4 protein-coding genes and 3 pseudogenes are annotated in these 9,715 nt (G+C 57.2%); 1 reads left to right on the forward strand and 6 read right to left on the reverse strand.

Annotated features, from left to right (window positions below):
- Nucleotides 1–491: 491 nt before the first annotated feature.
- Nucleotides 492–1,460, forward strand: a complete 969-nt coding sequence (locus IYX23_RS19855) for a transposase (RefSeq protein ID WP_196394650.1) — start codon at nt 492–494, stop codon at nt 1,458–1,460.
- On the opposite strand, the pseudogene IYX23_RS20395 reads toward IYX23_RS19855, so the two are convergent.
- From IYX23_RS20395 to IYX23_RS19880, 6 genes and pseudogenes are all read right to left on the reverse strand, one after another.
- Nucleotides 1,422–1,761: pseudogene (locus tag IYX23_RS20395) on the reverse strand (helix-turn-helix domain-containing protein); the annotation flags it as partial. The gene IYX23_RS19855 and the pseudogene IYX23_RS20395 overlap by 39 nt on opposite strands.
- A 712-nt stretch (nt 1,762–2,473) precedes the next feature.
- Nucleotides 2,474–3,004, reverse strand: a pseudogene (locus IYX23_RS19860) (IS6 family transposase); the annotation flags it as partial.
- Between the two features lie 18 nt (nt 3,005–3,022).
- Nucleotides 3,023–4,147 carry a hypothetical protein gene (locus IYX23_RS19865; RefSeq protein WP_196394651.1) on the reverse strand — a complete coding sequence of 375 codons (1,125 nt, stop codon included), beginning with the start codon at nt 4,145–4,147 and terminating at the stop codon, nt 3,023–3,025.
- Between the two features lie 71 nt (nt 4,148–4,218).
- Nucleotides 4,219–7,239 (reverse strand): toll/interleukin-1 receptor domain-containing protein, encoded by a 3,021-nt coding sequence (locus IYX23_RS19870; protein WP_196394652.1) that lies wholly within the window; start codon nt 7,237–7,239, stop codon nt 4,219–4,221.
- A 335-nt stretch (nt 7,240–7,574) separates the two neighbouring features.
- Nucleotides 7,575–8,015, reverse strand: coding sequence for a hypothetical protein (locus tag IYX23_RS19875; RefSeq protein ID WP_196394653.1), 441 nt, complete (start codon nt 8,013–8,015; stop codon nt 7,575–7,577).
- 784 nt (nt 8,016–8,799) lie between these two features.
- Nucleotides 8,800–9,497: pseudogene (locus IYX23_RS19880) on the reverse strand (IS6 family transposase).
- Between the last annotated feature and the right edge of the window lie 218 nt (nt 9,498–9,715).

A 9,715-nucleotide genomic window follows, 5' to 3' on the forward strand; every position in this document is an offset into this window, starting at 1 on the left:
CCCGCGTTGTTTGGATATTCCGGGGACAACAAGAGTTTCGTCGAAAGCGGCGTTGTGGGAAAGATCGATTTATCGGAGAGCGTGCAGGCCGCCTTTCAGTGGATGGAATATGAAGTGCCGTGCGCTGAAATCTACGCGATCGTTTGCGGTTCGCTCCACAGCGACCGACGGCCGCGTCGACGCTGCGCTTCGCTGAAGCGGGGTCTGTTGGTCGAAGTCACGCAGCCCTATCGCGCCGGCTGCTTTGCCATCGGCGAACCAAAATACCGTTTCGCGGGAATCTCTGGCGATGGTCAGCTGGAGACGACGACGAATATATTCGGCGTACGACACGACTTTTCGCAAACGCCTTTCGCAGGAAGGTTTCGGCGGGCGCCTGAGCGCGCAATCTTCCATCTCGCGCGGCTGTGAATTGTAAGCGCTTAGCCGATCCCCTTCTGCCGAAAATTTCCTGATCATGCGAAGAAGCCCCTGCTGTTTAGGGTGGCTGTATGATCAGAGACGTCAAAATGGACGCCCAAATGGGCGTCTCGAAGGAAGGCTACGCGGGACGGATTGAGGTGCTTGCCGGCCCGACGGGCCGTCGGCGACGCTCTGAGGCGGAGAAGGCTCGGATCGCCGCCGAGAGTCTGACGCCGAATGCCATCGTGGCCGATATCGCTCGCCAATACGGAGGGACGCGCTGGCAGATCTACGATTGGCGCCGGCGCTTTCGGCGTGGTCTTTTGGCCGCGCCGAAGGAAGATGTCGCGTCGCCTGCGTTCGTTCCGCTGAGTGTCGACGATGATCCACACCGGACGCCGCACGCTGATATCGTCGAGGTCGCGATTGGCGACATCTTGTTTCGTGTAGGACGAGACGATGATCGCGGGCATGGTGGGACGGATCCGCCGGTCGTGCTTTTCCGATACGCGCCAGGGCGCGGCGGCGCACATGCCGAGCGGTTCCTGCCTGGCTATCGCGAGCGTTATCTGCAATGCGACGGCTATGACGGCTATGAGCTTCTCACGCGAATACAGCGCGCGAGGGTCCATGGACGCTGGTCCATTTGGAGCCATTTGCGGCGGCGCTTCGTCAAGCTCACGCGCAATACAAAATCCCCGATCGCGGAGACGGCGGTCCGCCATATCGCCGCGCTCTACGCCATCGAAGTCGACATAAGTGGCCACGCGCCAGACGCGCGGCTGGCCGTGCGCAAGAAGCTTTCCGCGCCCATCGTCGAAGCCTTGAAACCATGGCTTGAGAAGCAACTGTCGCTGATCTCGTCAGGCTCCACCTTGGCCACGGACATTCGCTACGCGCTGAGCCATTGGGCCGGCCTCACCAGGTTCCTGGAGGACGGCCGCCTCGAGCTGGATACCAACCCTGTCGAAAACGCCATCAGACCCGTGGCGATGCGTGAGTCATTGTGCATTCCCTCATCAAGTATCTGTAAACATTGTAAGCGTGTGTTTCGTTGACGACGCGCCACGGGCGACCTTTACACGGGCAACCGCCGCTTTAACCAGCTCCAGCGCCAGGTCTTCGGCGCGGATTTGATGCGGCGCGCCCGGAACCACCTGTATTGGTGGAAGCGCGCCGGATTTGATCAGGCGCCGTATCGTGTGTGTGTGTGACGCCTAAAGTCTTCGCCGCCTCTGTCATGGTGAGCCATTCGCCATCCTTTTCCGCGGATCGATACGCGTGGATGCCACGCACGCGTCGAACAGAAGCGACGCGATACGCCGTCCACGTCTTGCCCTGGCCAGTGGGCAGGCCCAGAAATTATCCGCGCAACAATTGTGCGTTTCTATCTGAAGCCAACACGGCCACCGTTTTCGCGATTGGTTCGCGAAGTGCAGACCAAGTACCTCGCTGCCGGTTTTAAGGCGCCGAATTGGCCCCGGCGATGACTTGCGGGAACATATCCCTCACTGACACGTTTGTGGTCGGTGCCTATGTCGCGCGAAACGCGACGTTACGCGCTAAGACCCGCACCATGAAGGGAGTTCCCTTAAAGGCAGGTCATCCCGTCGAGTCTGCCAAACTTTAATCAATCGGTGCATACGCCAACGGGCATGATGAGCAGGGTGACTGGTGATTATCCATCCCACGAAAGAAGGGTAACGGGGGTATGCGATGGCAAAACATGGCCAAGGCCGATTAGTAGCTTCGCATACCGTGCGCCGCGGGGCGTCGCGAGCGGCATCGCTGAGGTCTTTCGGCACAGACTGAGATACGCTGGGCGATGGCGACACGTTCTTAAGGACAGGGGGTCGCCTTCGTCTCTTGCGCTTGGGCTAAGCCAGTCTCGCGTCTCCTTTCATTGCTGATGCGTCCGACGGTAATGTCGCTTGTCGCAACACGATCAGAATTGATTTTAGGGATCTGCGCTATCCAAATAGGGTAGTTCGCCTTCAACTGGAACAGCTATGCTCGAGGCTTTGTCACGTTGTCGAACGATAGACGCGCATGATTTCGCTGACGATCGTACTCATGCTGCAGCAGTTGCCGCCCGCCACGTGTCCATGGCCGAGGCTCGAAAAGCTCGGTGTGTCCTTGCTGAAATGAGATGGCGCTGAACGTTGAAAGTGTTGTGGGCTGCTGCGTGAAAGGAGAGAAATCTTTGTGCTGATCCGACGCTCTTGAAGCCTTGCATCTTGCGTTCCCGTCGTCGGGTCGGTTGATGAGAATTCTCCGCCCTATTGTTGCGCCATCGGCCGGTGCGGTGCCGACGTTCGATCCCAAGATCACGCGCGGCGGCATGGTAAGACCGCAGATCGTCGGTAACCAAATTCTCCGGCGCGAAGCCATATTTCTTCAGGAGCTTGCGCATTAATTTCAGCGCCGCGGCCTTATTCCGCTTGGTCTGAACCAAGACATCCAGAACCTCTCCTTCGGTATCGACGGCGCGCCACAGATAAACCAAGCGTCCATCGATCTTGAGATAAACTTCGTCGAGATGCCATGTGGTGTGCGGCTTCGGCCGGCGTTTGCGCAGATCGGCGGCGATTCTGGGCCCAAAATGACAACACCGTGTTGATCATCGATTGATATTTGACTTCGGCGCAGCCTCATTCGTGATCCAGATGCTGCGAGGCTTTTCGATCGGTCGTGACTGAGTGCTTGAGCGAGTCGAGTCATGCATTTGTGCTTGGCTGGATTCAGCAGGGACGGGCGCCAGAGCTGGAAAAATGGGAGAGGGAGGCGTCACCACTTTTACTGGGAGGGCGGTCGCCCCCGTTACTGGGTTTGAACCACGCTCTGGCGCTGTCGTAGATCGAGGTGTTGTCGTGCTCAGAGGTAGCGCGTTCAACCTTTGCGCCGAATTGCGGGCATTGAGAGCCGCTGTCGCCGGCGCAGTTTTCATCTTGTTCGCTCGTAAGGGCGACAAAGGCGGGACAGTATGATTCACGAGCGTTTTGCCCGACTTGCTAACTGGTCTGACGCCAAGTTGCTCGAAGCTTTTCCGCTGCGAACTAAGTCCAGCTCGGGCAGCGATACCGGGGCCCGGCGCGAATGGGTCGACCTCCTCTGGTAGTTTAAACGGTTCCAGCAGAGTGCGCCCAACATGACGACGAGATCTCTCAGCGCGTATTTCGTTTGAGATCTCATGAGGCTTCGTGGGAGCAGGTGCGTATTGCGAGCCGTAACCATCATGGCCAATTTCTTCTGGTGGTCCCCGCTGCTCCAAAGCAGGCGCTCCCATATATGGCCCATCGTTACCTTGGCCGACCGATTCCACCGACGGCTCGTGGGTTAACTCAGTTGACCCGTCGTGTGCAAAGGCGGGTTCGACGCGCCAAGATCTGATTACTTCGCCGTCGTAAGGGTCGATGATGAATTTCTCCATCCGGCCGCGGGCGTCGACGCCAGAAGCAACGATATAATCACCCCGATCAGGGAATGTACCCTCGAGACGATAACCACGGCGCGCCAGTATCAAAGCGACGCGCTGCAGAGAGATGTCAGGTTGCGGCTCAGGGATCGGCTGGTCTGCCTCATTCTGAGTGGGAGCGTCGTAGTCTTGTGCGGACGATTGCCCCAGCGTGGTGAGCGCGATAAATGCAAGCGCCAGCGCGAAGCGCGCCCAAAAGATGAGAGCGTTCAATCGCCGGCTTTTTTTTTGCATTACTTTTTCGCGATCATTGTCTTGGTCCACCGGCATAAATTTTTCGTGCGTTCTTCGGAATGGATAAGATCTGGCCAGATTACCGCTCCCATGCACCGTCACTCGATCTATTTCATCCGCTCGGTGGCTTCTGCTTCCGGTATGCGCTTGGGCTCGTCCAACTCCGCCAATTGCGCCTTAATCTGCGTGAGCCACCCTTGCCGTTTTTCGTCCAAGCGATTCGACATAGCCAATGACTCTAATATCGCCAGCGCAGCTCCGAGATTTTCGCGCTGCTTGGGCTTGTCCAACTCCGCGAGACGCCAATGCGGCACAACAGAGAATACGAGCGATTGGGTGTCGTCGCGATGTGTGCGCGAAAGCTCCTGATAAATGGCTAACGCCCGCTCGAAAGCGGCAACAGCGCCAGGAGCGTCATTCTGCTTCTCTAGCGTATCGCCAACCCGCTCATAAATGACAGCGAGATCGCGTCGCCATCCGACATTGCTCGTATGGGAGGCCGAAACAGTCTCCCTAATTGCCATCGCGGTGCGGAAAGACTTCAGCGCCCCCGCGAGGTCACCTTGAGCTTGCTGAACGTCGCCGACTTTTTCGTAGCTTACCGACAAGTCCCATCGCCACTGAGCGTTACTGGGGTCGGAAGCCGAAAGCGCCTCGGCGATGGCAAGGTCAGCACGATAGGACTGCTGCGCTCCTGCGAAATCGCTTTGCGCCCTCTGGGCGTCACCAACCTTCTCGTAACTCACCTCCAAGTCGCGCCGCCAACCAGCGTCTGTGGGATTAGAAGCCAAAACAAACTCCATAAGAGCTGCCGATTGTTGTGCCGCCACGATTGCGCCTTTTGTGTCGCCTATGGCTAGACGCGCTTCTACAGCTTGGTTGAGGGCCACGGACTTTCTGCGCCATAGATCTTTGCTATCAGCTTGCCTGCTTGGCAATTGGTCTTGCAGCCTGCGCGCTTGGTTCAGAATATCCACTGCGACCGACGCGCCGGGAACTTGCTTGAGCTTTTGCGCGAGATCGAGCGCAAAGCCGTCTACCCGATAGGCTACCAGAGCCAGCGTCCCCAAAGTGAGCACAACCACCAGACCGATCGAGTAGATCCATGTTGTCCGCCATGCATTTTGCGCGCGCGGCAAAAGATGCTCACTCTGGTCGCGCGGCGGTTGCCCCTCCGAACGACATTGCACATTCGGCGCCTCGCGGGCGGCTCTTTCCTTTTCTATGCAGGCGGCGAGATAGGCGCGGTCGGTCGAGACCAAGAGCGCCATAAAGTCGAGGCGCGCGTAAAGGCGTAGTGCTTCTTCGAGCAGTGCGCCACTATGCGCCGCCCAAGTCTTGGAGCGCGCATTGGCGTCCCACTCGAGCGCTGCACGCTTGACGACTTGTAGCGCTGCGAGCCTACCGAACTCCTCGTCCAGCCAACCCTTCAACCGACCCCATCGGCGCAGCAGCGCCTCGTGGGCAAGTTCGAGCGTCGTTTCGCGTGTCTCTTCGTCGACGTAACGGGTGATTAGTCGTTGCTCAACCAGAAGATCAATGAGCGGGCGCGCATTCTCCGGGATTTGCGTGGCGCGGGCCATGCGCCGACACGTTGTTCTCGTTTCTGGATCAATGCCCGCAAGCCAGGGGATGAGCCCGTGACGTAAAAGAGCGAAACGCGCCTCATCGTTCTTGGGAATACGTCGATCGGCATCGGCGGCGACGAAGACGCGTCCGAGCGCGGCGTCGATCGAGCCGGCGAGCCCGCCAAACCCCGCATAAACGGCTTGGTCGATACGTTGTGCCGGGCCGCAACAGCGATAAAGCTGCTCTAGGGCGAAAGCGAGTAGTGGTAGGCTGTCCCCAACACTTTTATCCGCATCATCGAGCATTAACTGCGTCAGATCTGGATCAATCTCAAATGTGCGCTCCGCCTGGTGAAGGCGTTTGGCAGGGCATTCGATCATCAACTGATATGCATCACGTCCCAGAGGCGGCAATGTGAAGACGCGTCGGTGCGAGCCTCCGAACGATTTTGCTTGCACTAGCGCGTCGTAGGAGTCGGTGCGTGCCGCGAAAAGGATAATTATCGCGGGATCCTCGGTGGACATGAGATCGCGCAGCAGTGTTAGGATTCTTCCCCTTTCGGCATTGCCTTCCACCTCAAACAATTCCTCCGCTTGATCGATAGCGATCAGTACCGTCGGCATCAGTTGGTTTTTAGATGCAACGGCGGCTCGCTCGGCAAGTTTGCGGAGTAGAGGCCGAAGGGCGTTCGCGCCCTCTGCGACTGCCTCGCGGATTTGCGCGCGGGTCGTACAGAGATGATGCTTTTCCGCGACGCGAACCAGCGCTGCGAGGAGCCCGCTGGAACCGCTAATTGCTGCTTTCCCCGGACGGACAACAGGCAATGGCAGAAAATGGCTCTCATCGAGCGCAAGCCGGGGCCATAGCCCCGCAGTCAGAAAGGACGACTTTCCGGCACCCGATGCACCCAGAATAACGAACAGGCGCGGCCCAGCATCCCCAGCAAGCCCGCGCAACGCATCCATCGCCTCGATCAGAGCTTCGTTGCGGCCGAAGAAGACGCCGGCGTCGACTGCTTGCAAGGGCTCGAATCCACGATACGGCGCGCGGCCAGGCTCGCTCTCGGGCGGCCAACTGAAATAGTTGGGATCCACTCTGGCTTGCGCCAACTCAGTCTTCAGCTGAACGAGACCGCAGCTGGATAACGTGATTTCTCGCTCCTCTTGCATTCCAGGCAGAGTGACGCGAAGCACCTGATTATCCTCGCCGGAAGCGAGCGACACAGTCTGATGCGCGTCCTTCACATACGGGTGTAGATCGCCGATAGACAGCTTATCGATCAGAACGACGAAGATGCGCTTATTGAGTTTGCGAGCGAGTTCATATTCGGTGCGGCACAAATCGCAATCGAGCCAATTTCGTGAAACAAAAAAAACCGCGGCCTCGCAGCGCGTGAAGATTTCACACAGCGTGCGCTCCCAACGCTCCTCGGTTTGAATTTCTTCTGTCGGGGGTGCATTGAGAAGGACGTCGTCCCACCCATTTTCCTTCAGCCAAACGCGGATCGCGATGACCTCGAATTCGTCTTTGTTCGAATGCGACAAAAATATCCGAGACATGCGGGAGGGCCTTTTTCATTGATCGAAGGGCGAAGGCTGCCTTCTCCTTTGTCGGACGCCTCCTTAAAGGTTCTTGACGTAATCGCGTCATTCGCAGGTCGGAGCCCCGACGTGGGTGTGCCTTGTATACGTAGCACGACGTGTACGAAAAATAGGTCGACGCAAAAACGTGTTATTTTTACGAAAGAATTGCGATTGATGCGATTAAAGTAAACAATCTCTGATTGCGTGACCGTTACGTCAGAAAGCGAATTGCTCGAACCCGCGCCAAAGCGGTAAGCGATCGCAAATCATAACGTACAGATTGGTATGACAATCGTTTCATTCGCGCCTTCTTACCAGCGCGTAGCTGGGTAGCATTCGACCCGAGCCTGCTTTCGTCCCCCCGTATCGACCCGGACTTCCTCAAACACGACTGCGTTGCGAGGAATTTCGATGGACTGTTTAATCCCAAACCCTATTGGATCGCCGCTGTCCGAAAGCGCCAAGCATTTTACAAACAGCGCTTTTAGGGGCGATCCCTTATTCGTTATCTGAATGGCGGCTCCAATTTCGTGCGGCAACCCTGCGGGAACAATGCCTTTGAACTTGATTTCTATCTCCGAGCCGGCGGTGATAGCCAATCTTTTCACTGCCGTCACGGGCGTCGTGATATCAGCGCTATTCTCAAGGTCGCCGAACGGAAAATCCCTTGGAGTTGGGTTGATAAACTTGCGCGGATCGCTGCCGTCAAGGTAAAATAAGTAGTTCCAAAGGCATCCGCTAAAGAACCCCAAGCCCAGCGCCCCTAGCAGAGCGCCTGAGAGGAGCCTCACGCGGTAGCCTCGGCCTGGGGAAGCCGCGCTATGAAGCAAAGCCTCGTCTCGCGTTGGGGGTTTGATTTCCCCAACCCTTCGAGGCGCTCGTTCCATTGTGGCCATTATGATCCTCGGATTTGGTTTATGGTGCGACCGCTCAAGCCAGAGTCGTTCGAGTGTCATCATGGCGGGGGCGAGGTTCAATATTCGATGTAATTAGTTAGGCGTTCGCACATGCTCGAGGTTGCCCTGTTAAGTGCAATCAGTGCTGGCGCCTCGACTGCGTTTCTTGACCGGCCCTTTCGATGATCGCTGAACGCTCGTCATTATCTGAAGACATATGATCAATTTGGGCGGTAAAGGGACCCTTACCAACGACAACGGAATTTGAATGGTGGAGCGGACGACCGCAACGCCCGCTCGCAGCTCGCCATCGTCGAACGAATAGCCCTACCGGCCTTTCCCAAAGACGCCGAAGCACGCAAGCGCATTCGCGACGCGGCGCGCGAACGCATCGCGCATCATCGCCGTCGTGGCGCTCGCTTCGATCGGGCGAAAGTCGGGGAGAGCAAGAGGCGCGCCTGTTGCGGCGAAGCAACGAACGAAAGAGACCGCTCGCACGGCGGCGTGGCGATCGCTGATGTCTATGTCCCATCCTGACCTCGCTGTCGGAACATCAAAGGCGCGGCATGGTCGGAACCGTCGATCGGGCTTTGTCACGTTGTCGAACGAAAGACGCGAATGATCTCGTTGACGATCTTGTTTATGCTGCAGCAGTGGCCGAACGCCATGTGTCCATGGCCGAGCCTCGAAAAGCTCGGTGCGTCCTTGCTGAAATGAGATGGCGTTGAACGATGAAGATGTTGTGGGCTGCTGCGTGAAAGGAGAGAAATCTTTGTGCTGAACCAACGCCCTTGAAACCTTGCATCTTGCGTTCTCGTCGTCGGGTTGGTTGGTGAGAATTCTCCGCTCTGTTGTTTCGCCATCGGCCGGTGCGATGCCGATGTTCGATCCCAAGATCACGCGCGGCGGCATGGTAAGACCGCAGATCGTCGGTCACCAAATTCTCCGGCGCGAAGCCATATTTCTTCAGAAGCTTGCGCATTAATTTCAGCGCTGCGGTCTTATTCCGCCTGGTCTGGACCAAGACATCCAGAACCTCTCCCCTTCACTATCGACGGCGCGCCACAGATAAACCAAGCGTCCATCGATCTTGAGATAGACTTCGTCGAGATGCCATGTGGTGTGCGGCTTCGGCCGGCGTTTGCGCAGATCGGCTGCGATCTTGTGCCCAAAATAATTGACCCATCGTCTCACGGTTTCATAAGAGACCGCGATCCCGCGTTCCGCTAGCAAATCCTCGACGTCGCGGAAGCTTAAAGTGAATCTGACCTAGAGCCAGATTGCCTGTTGAATGATCTCGGGCGGAAAGCGGTAACCGGCGTAGCTGATTTTCGTCATCGTGCAGGATAAGAGCCAGAGGTCAGGCCCGGCAAGCTGACAATGTGACAATGCCCTTGAACCATAACGAAATCATTTCGAGTCCGACTCTTAGCCCGACGGCGTGAACGCATCCGATCGGATGTTTTTCATGCTGACTCCGCGCATGAAGAAATCACGCTTCAACCGTTTCACCAGATTTTCGCCGCCACACAGAAAAATTGCGCTGTCCTTGACGT

The sequence above is a fragment of the Methylocystis sp. L43 genome, assembly GCF_015709525.1.
Taxonomy (GTDB): Bacteria; Pseudomonadota; Alphaproteobacteria; order Rhizobiales; family Beijerinckiaceae; genus Methylocystis.